At 66.5% G+C, this 15,464-nt stretch carries 17 protein-coding genes; 8 read left to right on the top strand and 9 right to left on the bottom strand.

From position 1 onward, the window contains the following. Positions 1-69: 69 nt before the first annotated feature. Positions 70-666: a hypothetical protein gene (locus JYK05_RS21810; protein ID WP_241270029.1), complete on the bottom strand. Its 597-nt coding sequence runs from the start codon at positions 664-666 to the stop codon at positions 70-72. Positions 667-857: 191 nt separating this feature from the next. Here JYK05_RS21810 and JYK05_RS21805 point away from each other — a divergent pair, with 191 nt between their 5' ends. After that, positions 858-2,204, top strand: a complete 1,347-nt coding sequence (locus JYK05_RS21805) for an MmgE/PrpD family protein (protein ID WP_206469755.1) — start codon at positions 858-860, stop codon at positions 2,202-2,204. A 70-nt stretch (positions 2,205-2,274) separates the two neighbouring features. Further along, complete coding sequence (locus JYK05_RS21800) at positions 2,275-3,504, top strand: phosphatidylserine decarboxylase family protein (RefSeq protein WP_206469751.1); 1,230 nt, start codon at positions 2,275-2,277, stop codon at positions 3,502-3,504. Between the two features lie 51 nt (positions 3,505-3,555). Here JYK05_RS21800 and JYK05_RS21795 read toward each other — a convergent pair whose 3' ends face one another. The 3 genes from JYK05_RS21795 to JYK05_RS21785 all read right to left on the bottom strand — a co-directional run bounded on the left by JYK05_RS21795 (position 3,556) and on the right by JYK05_RS21785 (position 5,588). Beyond that, a complete protein-coding gene (locus tag JYK05_RS21795; protein ID WP_175943701.1) occupies positions 3,556-3,810 on the bottom strand; it encodes a DUF378 domain-containing protein in 255 nt (84 codons plus the stop codon). A gap of 114 nt (positions 3,811-3,924) precedes the next feature. Continuing rightward, a complete protein-coding gene (locus JYK05_RS21790) occupies positions 3,925-4,800 on the bottom strand; it encodes a manganese catalase family protein (RefSeq protein WP_175943699.1) in 876 nt (291 codons plus the stop codon). Positions 4,801-5,081: 281 nt separating this feature from the next. Further along, on the bottom strand, positions 5,082-5,588 hold the full coding sequence (locus JYK05_RS21785; RefSeq protein ID WP_175943696.1) for a ferritin-like domain-containing protein: 507 nt from the start codon (positions 5,586-5,588) through the stop codon (positions 5,082-5,084). A 138-nt stretch (positions 5,589-5,726) separates the two neighbouring features. On the opposite strand from JYK05_RS21785, the gene JYK05_RS21780 reads away from it, so the two are divergent. Continuing rightward, entirely contained in the window at positions 5,727-5,894 is a 168-nt protein-coding gene (locus JYK05_RS21780; protein ID WP_241270028.1) for a zinc ribbon-containing protein, read from the top strand. A 26-nt stretch (positions 5,895-5,920) separates the two neighbouring features. Beyond that, on the top strand, positions 5,921-6,385 hold the full coding sequence (locus JYK05_RS21775; protein ID WP_206469749.1) for a hypothetical protein: 465 nt from the start codon (positions 5,921-5,923) through the stop codon (positions 6,383-6,385). Here the strand turns inward: JYK05_RS21775 and glpD are convergent. Further along, complete coding sequence (gene glpD, locus JYK05_RS21770; RefSeq protein ID WP_206469747.1) at positions 6,325-7,872, bottom strand: glycerol-3-phosphate dehydrogenase; 1,548 nt, start codon at positions 7,870-7,872, stop codon at positions 6,325-6,327. The two genes, JYK05_RS21775 and glpD, sit on opposite strands and share 61 nt — an antisense overlap. Positions 7,873-8,051: 179 nt before the next feature. Between glpD and JYK05_RS21765 the strand changes: the two genes are divergently transcribed. After that, a complete protein-coding gene (locus JYK05_RS21765) occupies positions 8,052-8,465 on the top strand; it encodes an NUDIX domain-containing protein (protein WP_206469745.1) in 414 nt (137 codons plus the stop codon). Between the two features lie 24 nt (positions 8,466-8,489). Here JYK05_RS21765 and JYK05_RS21760 read toward each other — a convergent pair whose 3' ends face one another. The 4 genes from JYK05_RS21760 to JYK05_RS21745 form a co-directional block, all read right to left on the bottom strand. Continuing rightward, positions 8,490-9,242, bottom strand: coding sequence for an ABC transporter substrate-binding protein (locus JYK05_RS21760; protein ID WP_371826477.1), 753 nt, complete (start codon positions 9,240-9,242; stop codon positions 8,490-8,492). Between the two features lie 72 nt (positions 9,243-9,314). After that, positions 9,315-10,763, bottom strand: a complete 1,449-nt coding sequence (locus JYK05_RS21755; protein ID WP_206469741.1) for an NAD(P)/FAD-dependent oxidoreductase — start codon at positions 10,761-10,763, stop codon at positions 9,315-9,317. Then, positions 10,760-11,053 carry a (2Fe-2S)-binding protein gene (locus tag JYK05_RS21750; protein WP_175943684.1) on the bottom strand — a complete coding sequence of 98 codons (294 nt, stop codon included), beginning with the start codon at positions 11,051-11,053 and terminating at the stop codon, positions 10,760-10,762. Before JYK05_RS21750 ends, JYK05_RS21755 begins: the two co-directional genes overlap by 4 nt. After that, the gene (locus JYK05_RS21745) at positions 11,046-12,194 is read right to left on the bottom strand and encodes an FAD-binding oxidoreductase (protein WP_206469740.1); all 1,149 of its coding nucleotides are present in this window, start codon (positions 12,192-12,194) and stop codon (positions 11,046-11,048) included. The genes JYK05_RS21750 and JYK05_RS21745 overlap by 8 nt, the downstream gene beginning before the upstream one ends. A gap of 100 nt (positions 12,195-12,294) precedes the next feature. On the opposite strand from JYK05_RS21745, the gene JYK05_RS21740 reads away from it, so the two are divergent. The 3 genes from JYK05_RS21740 (at position 12,295) to JYK05_RS21730 (ending at position 15,457) form a co-directional block, all read left to right on the top strand. Beyond that, positions 12,295-13,200, top strand: a complete 906-nt coding sequence (locus JYK05_RS21740; RefSeq protein ID WP_206469739.1) for a LysR substrate-binding domain-containing protein — start codon at positions 12,295-12,297, stop codon at positions 13,198-13,200. A gap of 74 nt (positions 13,201-13,274) precedes the next feature. Then, a complete protein-coding gene (locus JYK05_RS21735; protein ID WP_206469738.1) occupies positions 13,275-14,300 on the top strand; it encodes an SDR family oxidoreductase in 1,026 nt (341 codons plus the stop codon). A gap of 17 nt (positions 14,301-14,317) precedes the next feature. Further along, complete coding sequence (locus tag JYK05_RS21730) at positions 14,318-15,457, top strand: L-dopachrome tautomerase-related protein (RefSeq protein ID WP_206469737.1); 1,140 nt, start codon at positions 14,318-14,320, stop codon at positions 15,455-15,457. The last annotated feature ends 7 nt before the right edge of the window (positions 15,458-15,464 follow it).

The raw sequence follows: 15,464 nt of genomic DNA, 5'->3' as shown, positions 1-15,464 counted from the left end.
GTCCACGATGACTCCTTCGCGTATTCGCGCGTGCTTCGATGGTGGGGAAAGTTGTCTTGCCGGCGGGCGTCAGGCGCCTTTCGCCTTTTTGTACTGCGCATGCGTGTACGGCAGCATCTCGTCGGGCGCGCGCATGTCGCGCGGCGTTTCGAAGTCGCGCAGCGCCGTGCCTCGCATGGCTTCGGGCGAGCGCGGAAAGCCGCTGCGGTTGCGATACATCGAGGCGAACCGCTGCCCTCGAAGCTGAGCTTCACGACGCTCGTCTTCGGCGTGCGAGGAGAGGGCGGTGGCCGAATGAATGTCCAGCGCGGTGACGCCCGCCACGTTCAGCAGCGCGGTCAGCGCGCGCGGGCTCGTTCTGTCCGATGCGGTGACGAGCGTCGCGAGGTCGAGCGCGTCGCCGCCGACGCGCGCCCACAGATACGGCGTGGGATCGCGCGAAACGAGAATGCCGATGCCGCATGCGATTTCGCGCAGGCCATAGAGCCGCATCAGCGTCGAGCCCGTTCGCACGCCGGCCGCGCGCGCGACCGAATTCGGCGCGAGCAGCTGAGCAGCGCCGAGCGCCAGGCTGTACCAGCCGAGGCCGCGCGCGATAGCGGCGGGTTTGCTTCGTCGCGAGACGTCGTTGGCGGGAGACTTCGGAAAGGGGAAGGGGTCACTCATGATTTACCTCTTCTTGAGAAGCGAAGGAAGGTACGACGCCCGGGCGCGGGCGCGCCTGAGCGTGAACATTCAAGCAAACCGCATTCCGCCGTACCCAGTGGTACGTGCAATGCTCGAACGCAGCCATTGCCAAGAGGATGAGGGGAACCGTCATGGTGGCGACGGCGCACGACACAGAAGAGCAACCGTCGATGACAGAACAGCTTGCCGCGTTCATCGGCCGCGTGCATATCGGCGATCTCGGCGACGCGGCGCTCGACAGGCTCAAGCGCAGCATCGTCGATGCGCTCGGCTGCGCGATCGGCGCGATCGGCCATCCGCCGATGCTGAAGGTGCGCCGCCTCGCGACCGAGTTCGGCGGGCCGCCGCTCGTCACGTTCATCGGCGGCGGAAGCGGCGCGCCGGACCGCGCCGCGCTGTATAACGGCTGCCTCGTCCGCTATCTCGACTTCATGGACAACACGGCGATTCGCGGCGAGGTGTGCCATCCCGCGGACAACATCGGCGCGCTCGTCGCAGCCGGGGAATATGCGGACGCGACGGGCGCCGCGTTTCTCACGGCGCTCGCCATCGCGTATCAGGTGCAGACGCGTCTGCTCGACATACCGACGATGCGTGCGGGCATCAATTACACGACGCCGCTGGCTTTCTCGGTCGCGGCGGGTGCATCGAGCCTTTTCGCGCTCGACGAATGGCGCTGCGCGCAGGCGCTCGCGCTCGCGGGCGTCGGCGCGGTGTCGCTCGCGGCGATTCAGGCCGAGCCGGTATCGGAGTGGAAGGGGCTCGCTTCGGGCGAAGCGGCGAGCCGCGCGCTTCTCAACACTCTTCTCGCGCGCAATGGCGTTACCGGACCGATGGGCGTCTTCGAAGGACCGATGGGACTCTTTCATCTCGCGGGCGCGAAGCCGTCGCTCGACTGGAGCCGCGAACGGCTCGACGTGCCGCATCGCGTGTCCATCAAGAAGCACAACGCCGAATTTCAGTCGCAGAGCGCCGTGGATCTCGCCATCCGCTTGCGCAACCAGCATGACATCGACGCGCAAAAAATCGCGGAGGTGAACGTGCAGGTCTCGGACGGCGCGTATCAAGTGCTGGGCGGCGGCGCATACGGCCCGAAGGATCAATGCTGGACCAAGGAGCAGGCCGATCACAACCTGAAGTATCTGATCGCCGTTGCTTTGCTCGACGGCGAAGTATGGCCCGGGCAGTTCGCCGATGAGCGCATACGGCGCAACGACGTGCAAAGCCTTCTGCGACGCGTGAATGTCGCGCCGAACGCGGACTATACGAACCGCATCCCGGATGAAATGCCGGTCTCGATGCAGATCGTGATGACGAATGGCGCGATCATCGACGGCGAGCAAGCGGACTACGAAGGCTTTCATACGCGTCCGATGGACTGGAGCGCGATCGATGCCAAGTTCGAGCGCCTGACGGCGGGCCGACTGGACGCCGGCCGATCCTCCGCGATCCGCCAAGCAGTCCGCCAACTCGAAACCATCCGCTTGCGCGAGCTGACCGGTTTGCTTGCGTGGTAAGCCTCGAAAGATTGCGGCATGCGAGGTGCTGCGTCGCGAAGACTCACAGCAAGCCACGGAGGCAAGACACATGAGCAGAGAGAAGCAACGACTGGGCGGCTGGCTGCCCGACGGCGAGGAAGCGATCGCGAGCTTTCGCAGGAACTTCGCCGCCTATGCACGCGAGCGCGCCGGCAAGGCCGAGATGCATAGCGTGGTGAAAGAATTCGCCGCCTTCATACGCGAGGACCCGGTCGTGCGGATGGAGTTCACGAGCGCCATCGAGCAGGCCAAAAACGAAGGCTTCGAACTCGCCTACGCGAATATCGACGAATTCGTGGTTCTGCTCGATGCCATGCTCACCTACGCGCCGCCGTTCAGCGAAAAGAGCCTGATTCACTGCCCGGTGAACGCGTTGCTCGACTGGCCGATGGTGATGCCTTCCGGCTATTCGCTCTTTCGCGATCCCGCGTTCAACAAGCATCTGAAGCGCATTCTGAACGTGTGGTCCGGCTTTCTCAGCGGGCCTTATTCGCGCACGCATCTGAACACGTCATCGCCGAATGGCTGGTTCAGTCCCGAGGCGGACAAGGAAATCGGTCTGTCGGAGTTTCTGTGCGATCCGGACAAGCCGTATTGGGGCTTCTCTTCGTGGAACCACTTCTTCACGCGTGAGTTCAAGCCGGGCGCGCGGCCCGTCGCCGAGCCGGACAACGACAAAGTCATCGTGAGCGCGTGCGAGGCATCGCCTTATGCGATCAAGCACGACGTCAAGCTCCAGGACTCGTTCTGGATCAAGTCGCAGCCTTACTCGCTACAGGAAATCTTCACCGCGAAGGAGATGGAACTGGCGAAGCGCTTCGTCGGCGGCACCATCTATCAGGCGTACCTGAGCGCCTTTTACTATCACCGCTGGCACGCGCCGGTGAGCGGCACCATCAAGAAGTCGTATCTGGTGGACGGCACCTACTATTCCGACGCCGAATCCGAAGGAGAAGAGCCGAGCAGCCTGAACGACTCGCAAGGCTATATCAGCGCGGTGGCGGCGCGGGCGGTAATCGTGATCGAGAGCGACGACCCCGCTATCGGCGAAGTGGCATGCGTGTTCATCGGCATGGCGGAAGTGTCCTCGTGCATGATCGAGGCGCTGCCCGGCCAGCGCGTGAAAAAAGGCGAGGAACTAGGCTACTTCCAGTACGGCGGCTCCACGTACTGCCTGATTTTCAGACCCGGCGTGATTCAGAGCTTCGTGCCGCAGCCGCCCTTCGAGAAGAATGCGGCGCCCGTCAAGGTCAACGCGCATCTCTGCACCGCGCGATGACGAAGTGACGCGAAAGGTGCGCCGCGCGCTGACTCACGCGCGGCGCGCCGTTCAGTGATGTGCAAGGCCATGCTCGCGCGCCGGCATGAAAGCCCGGATCAGCGAATACAGTCCTGCCAGTCCCACGAGTACATAGACGATGCGCGCGCCTGGCGATCCCGCGCCGAAGATGGCCGCGACCAGATCGAAATTCATCAGACCGACGAGGCCCCAGTTCAGCGCGCCGATGATGACGAGCGCGCCCGCAAGCCAGTCCACCGGGCTGCGATGAACGGCGACCGTTCCTTTTGAGGTGACAGTTGGCATAACTAAACTCCACGTTGACAAAAGTGCTACGTTGAATGCGCCGTCCGCGAACGGCGTTGAGTTCTCGCCAGCGCCGCCGCTTCTCTGGCGGCGCCCGGCGTCTTGCAAGAATCGTTACTTCGTTACAGCTTGTCCTGCGCCGAGGTCCGCGCCGGTCGTCGGATCGGCGGTCGGGTCGGACGCGGTGCGCGCAGCCATTGCCTGCAGCGCCTCAACGTCCTGCTCCGACACCTGCACGGTCGCCGTGCCGTCGCCGCCATCCACTGCGGGCTGCGGATCTTCGACGAACTTCCAGTCGCCGCCTTCGTTCCACGGGCCGCGTGCGTCATCGCCCTTCGACATGTTGAAGTACACGCTCGTGAACTCCGGCACGCCCGGCAGCTTGCCTTGCGGGAAGTTCGGCTGAATCGAGTGCAGCGCCTTCTCGAACGACTTCTGATGCGCAATTTCACGCGTCATCAGAAAGCCGAGCGCGTCCTTGATGCCGGGATCGTCGGTCACGTTGATCAGGCGCTCGTAGACGATCTTCGCGCGCGCTTCGGCTGCGATGTTCGAGCGCAAGTCAGCCGTCGGCTCGCCGATGGTGTCGATATACGCCGCCGTCCACGGCACGCCGGCCGAGTTCGTGAGCGGCGTGCCCGCGCCGTACAGAATCGCGGTCGTGTGCGAATCGTTGCCATTGCCCGTCATCGAGCGATACAGCTCGGCTTCCTGCTCCACCGCTTCGGCGAGCGCACCCTTCGCGCCCTTGTTCAGCATCGCGACGATGCTGCCGATCACTTCGAGGTGGCTCATCTCTTCGGTCGCGATATCGAACAGCATGTCCTTGCGGCCCGGATCGTCTTCGGTCACTGCTTGCGTGAAGTAGCGCATGGCGGCGGCAAGCTCGCCTTGCGGGCCGCCGAACTGCTCGAGGAGCAGATTGGCGAGGCCGGGATTCGGGGCTGCCACGCGGACGGTATATTGCAGGCGTTTGTTATGTACGAACATATCAACGGCTCCTGGTTATGGACGAGCAGCGCTTGCGGCGCAAGCGGCACCCGAACGAGGTTTCAAGAGGCTTCTAACTCGCAGCGACAGTGAGGGCGTCGTGACGTCACTTGCAGTCGTGCTGCTGCGAGCCTCAGCGCAGAAGAATCGCGCTGGCGTGATGCGGCGCTGAATGCCGCGGTATCGGAAAGCCTGCCCGCCGTGTGCTCGGACATACGAACGGGCGGGCGTTTTCTTTTCAGCAACGGGCGTGCCACTTAAGCCGTCGCGATACGCGTCACTTATTTCTTTGCTTCCTGTCCTGCGGCGGAACGCTCCAGATACTGCGTCGAGATGGACGGAATATGTTCGAGCAGCCACTGCGCCATGGCCTGCTCCTGCGGAAGAATGCGCTCGCAGGCGGCCTTGGTCTGCGCGTCGCCGCAACGCTCGGCAGCCGCGATCAGCGACGTGTACGACGCGATCTCCAGGTTCTCGAACACATAGCTCATGATCGCGCCCTTCACGACTTCGTCGGTTTGCGTCATGCCGCCAGCGGCCTGCCCGAACGCCATCATCTTCGCAGTCAGGTCCTTCATGATGGAAGTCGAGCCGCCTAGGCGCTCGATACATTCCTGCACGATCTTCTGCTGCCCGAGCGTTTCTTCCAGATGCTGGTCGATACGAGCCTTCAGTTGCGGATAGTTTTCGAGGCGGCCGGATTGCGCGCGCAGCATCTGTTCGGCTTGCTGCTCCATGGCGTGTGCGTCGCGTAGCCAGTCCAACAAATGTTCAGCGGGTTCGGTCATCACGTGCTCCTTGTCGAGAGAAACGCGCTTCACCGCGCGTATCCGTTGACGCGCAATCGCTGTGCCGCGAGGCTCCATCCGCTCGGAATAACGCTTGCTGCGCACATAGAAACAATGGAGTCCGAAGCGGAGGCGCGCATGTCAGCTCATTCAGGCGAGAAGGCCGAGAAAACCGGTGATTTCCGCTGCGCCAAGTGCCATCACTCGACGCATGTCGCGAAGGGCCACACCATTCCGAAGTGCCCGAAATGCGGCAACGATACCTACTCGACGCGCGTTCGCGAGCCGGGCAACAAGAGCAGCTAGACACGCCTAAAGCGGAGGCGAAGCGCATGAATTCCACATCCGATAGCGCACTGATGCGCGCGTTCGCGTCGGGCGGCGTGGCGGGACTGGCGTCGGCTGCGATCGCGGCGGCGCTGGCGGCGAAGTCAGGGCACCGTCCCTATGCGGTGATGAACGCGGTCACGCATTGTCTATGGCCCGATTCCGCGCCGCGCGAGGAGCGTCTGAGCGCGAGATACACGGCAACGGGCGCGGGCATTCACCTGGGCAGCGCGGTCTTCTGGGGCGTGCTATTCGAGACGCTCTGCGGCCGCCGTCCGTCGCCGGCCAAGATAGCGGCATCGGCGGTGACGACGAGCGCCGTCGCGTATGTCGTCGACTACCATGTCGTGCCCAAGCGCCTGACGCCGGGCTACGAAGCGCATTTGTCGAATCAGGGGCTCGCGCTCACTTACGTCGCGCTTGGCGCGGGCTTCGCGCTCGCCGGACTGTTGCGCCGCGCATCGCGCTGAGCTCGATCGCGCGCGGCGAGCCACGCGTTCAGCCGCTCGACGTCGGCCGGGCTCGCGCGCATGCCGAGCTTCGTGCGGCGCCAGAGAATGTCGTCGGCCGTTTGCGCCCATTCGTGAGCGACGAGATACGCGGCTTCGGCCTCATAGAGTCCCGGCGCGAGCATCGTTCCCATGGCGGACATCGTCTCGATGCCATCGAGCATGGCGTCGGCGCGCGTGCCGTATGCGCGCGCATAGCGTTGGGCCAGTTCCGCCGACAGAAAGCGATGCCGCTCGCGAAACGCTTTCAAAAAACGCGCGAAGTCCGCATTCGGCATGTCGCCGCCGGGAAGCGGCGCGGCGTGCGTCCAGGCCGGCGCTGTCAGCGAAAGCGGCGCGGCGAGCTGCTCGGCCGCTTCTTCTGCAAGCCGGCGATAGGTCGTGATCTTGCCGCCCAGAACGGTGACGAGCGGCGCGCCACGCGCATCCAATTCCAGCCGATAGTCGCGCGTGGCCGAAGCCGCGTCGTCGGCGCCGTCCGCGAGCAGCGGCCGCACGCCTGCATACGACCAGACGACGTCCGCGGGCGTCACCGGCTCGCGGAAATAGCGGTTCACGGCGGCGCACAGATACTCGATCTCGTCATCCGCAATGCGCACGTCCGCGAGCGGGCCTTGATAGTCGACGTCCGTCGTGCCGATCAGCGTGTAGTCGCGTTGCCACGGAATCGCGAACACGATGCGCCGGTCGTCGTTCTGGAGAATGTACGCGTGATCGTGATCGAACAGCTTGCGCGTGACGATGTGACTGCCCTTCACGAGCCGCATCGGGCGCGCGGTGGAATCCCCGGCGGCGAGCGCGCCGACCCACGGACCCGCCGCGTTGACGATGGCGCGCGCCGCCACGTCGCGCCGTTGACCGGACGCATCGCTCAGTTCGACGCGCCATTCGCGCTCGCCCCGCGTTGCGCCGACGAAGCGCGTCCTGGTCGCGATCTGCGCGCCCCGTTCTTGCGCATCCAACGCGTTGAGGACGACGAGCCGCGCGTCGTCGACGGCGGCATCGGAATAGATGAAGCCGCGCTTGATCGAATCGACGAGCGGCGCGCCCGCGAAGTGCGTGCGCAAGTCGACGCCGCGCGAGCCTTCGAGCACGGCGCGGCGGCTCAGGTGGTCATACAGAAAGAGGCCCGCGCGGATCATCCACGCGGGGCGCAGCGCGGGAACGTGCGGCATCACGAAGCGCAGCGGCGCGATGAGATGCGGCGCGATGCACAGCAGTACCTCGCGTTCCTTGAGCGCCTTCCGGACGAGCCCGAACTCGTGGTATTCCAGATAGCGCAGGCCGCCGTGAATGAGCTTGGTGCTTGCGGACGACGTGTGTTGCGCGAGGTCGTCCTGTTCGACGAGCATCACGCGTGCGCCGCGCCCGGCCAGATCCCGCGCGATGCCCGCGCCGTTGATGCCGCCGCCCACTACGAGAACGTCACACTGCGAAGGCTCGACCATGCTGTCTCCGTATGATGCAGCTAGTTTAGTCCGAGCCGGCGCGCGGCCGATGGCTTGCGGCCCGTTCAGTCAGACGCCGCGCGTCGCGGCATGGTTATGGCTAACGGATTCTGCAACGAAATCCGCACGGGTGCCAATGCGCTGCCGCGCGTTGCTGGAGAGCCGGAACGTCGACGACGATGAAAGAGAGAGCGACCATCATCTGCACGCGCGACACGAAGATTCTGCTCGTCGCGCGCAAGCGTTCCCGCTGGGCGTTGCCGGGCGGCACGATCTGGCGCAAGGAGTCGCCGGAAGAGGCGGCGCGGCGCGAGCTGGAGGAAGAGACGGGACTGGTTGTCGACGAACTCAAGTACCTGTTTCTGTTCGGCGGCGTGAACAAGCACCATCACGTATTCGGCGCGGTTATCGGCGATCTGGCGATTCCGGTGCCGCGCAACGAGATCACGCGCTGCGACTGGTTCAGCGCGAGACAGGTCGCGACGCTTGCGACCAGCATTCCGACGCGCGAGATCGTCGCGCTGACGATGCAGCGCGCAGGCGGCCCGCGGCGGGCGCAGGTCGGGTTCGGGGAGAGCGGCGCGCGCGCCTGAACGCGCCACGCGCGCCGCGCCGGTTCATTTGCCGTACATGTCGAAGTCGAAGTACTTCGCCTCGATCTTGCGATACGAGCCGTCACGCAGCATGCCGGCGATCGCGCCGTTGAGCGCGTCGCGCAGGTCGGCGTCGGACTTTCGCACGCCGGCGGCGTCGCCGTCGCCCATGATCTTCGGGTCATACACCACGTCGCCCGCGAACGCGAAGCCCTTGCCGCTCGGCGTCGCGAGAAATCCCAACTGGCCCTGCACGGCGTCCATCAACACGGCATCGACCCGGCCCGCGACCAGGTCGGCGTACGCCTGATCGTAGCTCGGATACGGCACCACTTCGACGCCGGCGGACGCCCATTTCTCGCGCGCATAGGTTTCCTGCACGGTGCCTTGCTCGACCGCGACGCGCTTGCCCGCGAGCTTCGCGGCTTCGGGAAGCAGGTGCGCATCGGAGCGGGCGATGAGGCGCGTCTGATTGCGATACAGCCGGTCGGTGAAGTCGATCTGCTCGCGGCGCTTGGCGGTCGCCGCCATCGACGAGAGAATCACGTCGAACTTGCGCGCCTGCAGGCCGGGAATCAGGCCGTCGAAGCTGCTTTGCACCCACACGCATTTCGCCTTCAGACGCTCGCAGAGCGCGTTGCCGAGGTCGATGTCGAAGCCCTGCACCGCGCCGTCCTTCGCGACCGATTCGAACGGCGGATAAGTCGGATCGACGCCCATGCGAATGGTGCCCCATTCCTTCGCGGACGCGGAAAGCGAGGCGGCTGCCGCCATCATGGTGAGCGCTGTGGCGGCGAGAATCTTCCTCGAGTGTGGGGTCATCGTGTTGGCTCCGTGTGGTGTGGTTGACTAGCTGGGAAAGTCGCCGCGCGCGAAGTCGTCGTCGAGCGTGATGGAATCGGCCAGTTGTTCGACCGTGACCGGCTTGATCGGCGCGCGGATGCGGTAGTAGCCGACATCGGCGACGCTGCGCTGCTGCACCTCTGCGATGAGCTCGCTCACGGTGGTGCCGCACCAGCGGCCCTGGCACGGCCCCATGCCGCAGCGCGAGAACGCTTTCATCTGGTTCGGTCCCTGGCAGCCTAGCGAGGCGATGCGGCGGATCTCGCCCGCGCTCACTTCCTCGCAGCGGCAGACGATCACGTCGTCGTCAGCGGGACGGCGCAGCGCGGCGGGCGGCGTGTAGAGCGCGTCGAGCAGCGGGCGCACCGAGAGATGGCGGCGCAGCGCGCGTTGGGCCGGGCGGCAGCGCGCGGACTGCGTGGCGTCGTCGATGGCATCGAGCCGGCGCGCGATGTCGAGCGCCGCGAGCGTGCCCGCGTGCGCGGCCGCCTTCGCGCCGCCGATGCCCGCGCCGTCGCCGGCGATCCACACGCGGTCGATGCTGCTGCGGCCACTTGCATCGGTGCGCGGACGCCAGCAGGCGCTCGCCGCGTCCCAATCGTGCTCGCAGCCGAGCGAGCGCGCGAGTTGCGTCGACGGGATCACGCCCTGATGCAGCAGCACGAGCGATGTATCGATGGCATGTCGCGCGCCGCGTGCGTCGCGAAACCGCACGCGTTGCGCTTCGGTTTCGCCTTCGATGGACACTTCGCTCACGCCGCGATGCACGTCGATTCCCGCTTTCGCGACCGTGCGCATCATGCGCACGCCTTTGGCGAGATAGTCGGCGGCACGCAGCGCGGGCAGGGCGTGCGGCAGCGCGCGCCTGAACGCGCCCGCGGGCGCCGTATCGAGAATCGCGCGAACGCTGCGTCCCGCCGCGATCAGTTGCGAAGCGAAGAGCCACAGCAGCGGTCCGCTGCCCGCGAGCACCGCGTCTTGCGAAGGCGCGAGTCCCGCCGATTTCAGAAGCGTCTGCGCCGCGCCGACGCCCATCACGCCCGGCAGCGTCCAGCCGCGCACCGGCCACGGGCGCTCCTGCGCGCCGGTCGCGATCAACACGGCGCGCGCCTTCAGTTCCAACGTGCCGCCCGCTTCCGCGCCGCTCGCGCTGCGCGTGAGCATCGCGACGATGCCCTCTTCGAACGCGATTTGCCAGACGACGCACCGCGCGAGATGCCGCGCGCCGCTTGCCACGAAACGCTCGACGAGCGCGCGTCCGGCGGCGTAGTCGTCGCCGAGCACGCGCGCGTCGGCGAGCGGCGATTCGGCGACATTGCGATAAATCTGTCCGCCGGGCGCTTCGCCTTCATCGGCGACGACGACGGACAGGCCCGCCGCGCGGGCTTCGATGGCGGCGGCCATGCCGGCAGGCCCCGCGCCGACGATCAGCAGATCGCAGGACGTCTGGGTCATGCGAGCCTCGCGCGGCCGGCCATCGAGCGCACGCGCATGCCTTCGCGCACGCGCGTCATGCACGCCTGCTGGTTCGGCACGTCGTCGATTTCCACGAGGCAGTCGAAGCACACGCCCATCATGCAGAACGGGCCACGCGCCGCGCCGGTGACGGGTGTCGCGCGGCAAGTGGCCTGCCCGCTCTCCAGCAGCGCGGCGGCGACGGAGTAGTGGCTCGGAACGTGCCGCGCGGCGCCGTCGATATGAATGCGGACAGTCGCGGCAGGGCGAGCGGTGAGAGGTTCAAACATGGTGTGCATCGGTCGAATTCGAAAAGCGCGTGGCGACGAACGGCTGCAAGACGGGCGGCTTTGCGCCGCCCGCGATCCACGGCGCGATGACGTCGGCGTGCGCGGCGGCGAGCGTGACGCCGCTGTGGCAGATGGCGAGAAACGCGCCGGGATGCGCGCGCGATTCCTCGTAGACCGGCAGGCCGTCGGGCGTCATGATCCGCAGCGCGCCCCACGCCCGCACGATGCGCGCGTGCGCGAGCACCGGAAACGCCGTGCGGGCGCGGCGAGCGATGTCGGCCATGACGGCGCGCGTCTGGCCGTCGTCGAAGCCGGCGTGCTCGGCCGAGTCGCCGAGCAGCACGGAGCCTTCGGGCGTCTGCCGCACGACGAGCGTCGGATAATCGAGAAACGGCGCGAGGCGCTCCGTCACCATGATCTGTCCGCGCAACGGCGTGATCGGCGCGTGCATGCCGACCATCGGCGCGAGGCGCAGATTGTCGAGGCCCGCGGCGAGCACGACGCGCCCCGCGTCCAGCACGCCCGACGCCGCGACGACCTCGAACCCGCTCGCGCGCGGACGAATCTCGCGCACTTCGTTGCTCGGCAGGTAGACGCCGCCGTGGCGCTGAAACGCCTGCTGCATCGCGCGCAGCGTGTAAAGCGGACTCGCGTGGCCGTCGTTCGGCGAGTAGAGGCCGCCCGCCAGCGCGCTCGATGCCGCGGGAATGCGCTGCTTGAGCGCGTGACAGTCGAGCACGTGATAGTCGAGCGAGGCGTCCTGCGCGCGCAGCGATTCGAGCAGGCGCTGGCCGGCTTCGAGTTCTTCCACCGTCTCGCATAGCTCGATGCCGCCGGGCCGCTCGAAACCCGTCTCGACGCCCGTTTCGCGGCGCAACTGCGCGGCGAACGCGCCCCAGCGTTCGGACGATTCGCGCGACCACTGTGCGTACGGCAGGCATCGTCCGCCCTTGCCCTGCACCCACACGAGGCCGAAGTTGCCGCGCGCCGCGCGATACGCGGCATCCGCGCCATCGCAGACGGCGACGCGCTGGCCGCCACGCGCGAGCCCGTAGGCGATCGCCATGCCGACGAGTCCGCCGCCGATCACGACGACATCGAAGGCGAGTCGTCCGGTGTTATGGCGTGTTGATTCCTGCATTCGCTGCTCGTTCCCGCATGTTTTATGTGTCGACGCAAGGGTGCTGCGTGCAAAAAGCGGCGTCAAATGAGGAATCTTTCGTCATCTATAATCCAATGTTATGACCGCCTCCGACCTCCGACTGCGCCAGATCGAAGCCTTTCGCGCCGTGATGCTGCGCCACACCGTGACGCGCGCCGCGGCATCGCTGCATGTGTCGCAGCCCGCCGTGAGCCGCCTGATCGCCGATCTCGAAAGTCGCGTCGGGTTCGTGCTGTTCGAGCGTCAGCAGGGCAGGCTCGTGCCGACCGCCGAGGCGCGCGTGCTCTTCGAAGAAGTCGAGCGCGCCTTCGTCGGACTGGACCGCATCACGCAGGCGGCGCAGCAGATTCGCGCGATGCGGCGCGGGTCGCTGCGCGTGGCCGGGTCGCCGGCGGTCGCGCTCGATTTGCTGCCCGCCGTGATCGCGCGCTTCGTCGAGACGCATCCCGGCATCGACGTGACGCTGCTTGCGCACAGCGCGACCACGGTGGTCGACAAAGTGGCGTCCGGACAGTGCGATGTCGGGCTTATCGCGGAGCCGATTCCGCATCACGCGGTGCGCAGCGAGCGTCTTGCCGATGCCGTCATGCGCTGCATCGTGCCGCGCGGACATCGGTTGGCGCGCAAGCCTGCGTTACGCCCCGCCGATCTGCGCGGCGAGCGCTTTATTTCGTTTCCGCTGAGCTTCGATGCGCGAAGCGCGATCGACCGCGTCTTCGTCGATCACGACGTAAGCCGCGATCTCGTCGTCGAGGCGCAGCTTTCGCAAGCCATCGTCGCGCTGGTGGCCAACGGCGCAGGCGTCGCGCTGATCGACCCGGTGACCGCCGCGTATGCGCGTCAGCGCGTGGCCGTGAAGCCGTTCGAGCCCGCCGTGCCGGATCATTTCTACATTGTCACGCCCGCGTCGCAGCCGCTCTCCGTCGCATGCGATGCATTTGTCGGCGACGTGCGCGAAGCGTTCTCAGCACTCGTTGCGGGCTGACGCGCCAACCGTCAGACGTGCCAAGGAACGCGGGATGCTGCATGCAACCGGATATTCAACCTTCCGGACATGCCATGCGAATCAAACTCAAGCCTCTCGATCAACAGACGATTGTCCTCACCGGCGCGACGAGCGGGATCGGTCTTGCCACCGCCCGGCGCGCGGCAAAGGCCGGCGCGCGTCTCATGCTCGTGGCGCGCGACGAGACCGCACTTGCAGTGCTCGCTGACGAACTCACGAGCGGCGGCGCGCCCGCCGTCGCGTACACGGCCGCCGATGTCGCCGACGAAAGCCAGCTTCAGGCCGCCGCCGATGCCGCCATCGATCGCTTCGGCGGCTTCGATACGTGGATCAACAACGCGGGCGTCTCGGTCTACGGCCGCATCGCCGATGTCTCGCTCGAAGACCAGCGCAAGCTCTTTGACACCAACTACTGGGGCGTCGTGAACGGCTCGCGCGTGGCGGTCAAACACTTGCGCGAACGCGGCGGCGCGCTCATCAATCTGGGCAGCGAACTATCGGATGTCGCGGTGCCGCTGCAAGGGCCGTATGTCGCATCGAAGCACGCGGTGAAGGGCTTCACGAACTCGCTGCGCCTCGAACTGAAGAACGAGAAGGTGCCGGTGTCGGTGACGCTCATCAAGCCCGCGGGCATCGACACGCTCTTCGTCGAACACGCGAAAAACTATCTCGACGAAGAGCCGAAGCTGCCGCCGCCGGTCTATGCGCCGGACGTCGTCGCGAAGGCGATTCTTTACGCGGCCGTGCGTCCCGAGCGCGATATCTATGTCGGCGGCGCGTCGCGGGCGATGGCGAGCTTCGGCCAAAGCGCGCCGCGTCTCTACGACGCGATCGCGAGCCTGTTGGGCGTGAAGGCGCAATCCAAGGGCGAACCGAAGCAAAGCGGCGATGCGCTTTACGAAGGCGGCGGCGATCTGCGCGAGCGCTCGGGCAAGAACGGCCGCGTGCGCGAATTCAGCCTCTACACCGGCGCGCGCCTGCAACCGGCGGGCGCGCGCGCGGCATTGACCGGCGCGGCTGCGGTGCTGCTCGTGATGATGGCGCGGCGCTATGTGCGCCAGACGCGCGACGCTTATTGACTAACCAGGAGTCGACCATGTACCGACTGAGCCGCTGTGTCGCCGCCGCAAGCCTCGCATTTGCATTCGTCGCGCAATCCGCGCTCGCAGAGGACCCATCGGGCGATGTCGCCGCGAGCGAGCGTCACGGCGGCGGGCGGCTGCAACTCGTCGCGCGTTTTGAACATCAGGTCACGGGCGTGACCGTCTCGCCGACGGGCCGCACCTTCGTCAATTTCCCGCGCTGGACGGAGGACGCGCCGATCTCGGTGGCGGAGCTGGGCGCGAGCGGCGACCTGCGGCCGTTCCCGGATGCCGAGTGGAACGCGTGGCGCAACGCGCGCCGCGACGAGATTTCGCCCGAGGATCATTGGGTGTGCGTGCAGTCGGTCGTGGCGGACAAGCAGGGCAATCTCTGGGTGCTGGACCCCGGCGCGCCGGCGCAGTCGCTCGTCGTGCCGGGCGCGCCGAAGCTCGCGCAGATCGATCTTTCGACGAACCAGATCGCGCATGTGTTTCACTTCGATGAGAGCATCGCGCCGCAAGGCAGCTATCTGAACGACGTGCGCCTGAGCCCGGACGGCCGCTTCGTCTACATCACCGATTCCGGGGCGCGTGGCGCGATCGTCGTGATCGACCGGACGACGGGCGTCGCGCGGCGCCTGCTCGACGGCGATCCGAGCACGCAGTCGGACAAGACCGTGACCGTGACCGTCGATGGCAAGCCGCTGCGGCAGACCGATGGCCGCGGCGTGAACTTCTCCGCCGACGGCATCGCGCTCACGCCCGACGGCCGCTACCTGTACTGGCAGGCGGTGAAGGGCAAGACGCTGTATCGCATTGCCACCGACGCGCTGCAGAATCCGCAACTGAGCGCGCAGCAGGTGTCGTCGCGCGTGGAGACGGTGGGCATCGACGGTCCGGCGGACGGCCTGCTCTTCGACCGGCGCGGCCGGCTGTATGTGTCGGGCGTCGAGGATCACGCGGTGCGCGTGCGCGAGGGCGACCGGCTCTGGACGCTGCTGCGCGATCCGCAGTTGCGCTGGCCCGACACGTTCACGCAAGGCCCGGACGGCACCGTGTACGTGACCGACTCGCGCATACCGGACATGAGCTGGTTCAAGCCCGATAACCCGATCGCGCTGCCGACTTCGCTGTATGCGATTCGGCGGAGGTGAGTCGGTG

Origin of the sequence: Caballeronia sp. M1242, assembly GCF_017220215.1 — a bacterium.
Lineage (GTDB): Bacteria > Pseudomonadota > Gammaproteobacteria > Burkholderiales > Burkholderiaceae > Caballeronia.
This window is presented reverse-complemented; position numbering and strand designations above follow the sequence as displayed.